We start from the raw sequence: 502 nt of genomic DNA, 5'->3' as shown, positions 1-502 counted from the left end.
CGAAGCTATAAAATCAGACAAAGGTTGGGGGATTGGTGCGATGACGCATAGCCGTCAAACGCAGCAAGATTTTTTTCAAAATATGCCTGAGTCAATCACCTTGTTGTACAGTCATCAAGATCAAGTCGTGTGTCTGCCGCCGACTGCGGTGCGTCTTTACGGGAGTGATTTTTGCCCAAATGCTGCATTTTGCATTCCGGGTAGGGTGTTAGGGTTTCAAGGGCATCCAGAATTTACGGTTGATTATAGTCAGCAACTGATGTCGTTAAGAGAGTCTTTATATCCGCCTGATTTATACAAGCAGGCTATGGCTTCGCTTCAGAAAACGACGGATGAGCGTTTAGTGAGTACATGGATAACAATGTTTTTGACGAATACGGCGAGTAATAAGTAATGGCTAGATTTTCAAATTTTGGCAACAAATTAGGTGGTGAATCGGGTATTACAGGATTAATGGAAGACCTTGGGAACGCTTTAAATTCTGGGTCTGATATGATCATGA

General features: G+C 42.8%; 1 pseudogene. It reads left to right on the top strand.

Annotated elements, in window-relative coordinates:
* Positions 1 to 394: pseudogene (locus A3738_RS31515) on the top strand (GMP synthase); the annotation flags it as partial.
* Positions 395 to 502 lie beyond the last annotated feature (108 nt).

It is taken from the genome of Oleiphilus sp. HI0066 (assembly GCF_001635725.1).
The sequence above is the reverse complement of the archived record's forward strand: the minus strand, read 5'-3'. Positions and strand labels throughout refer to the sequence as shown.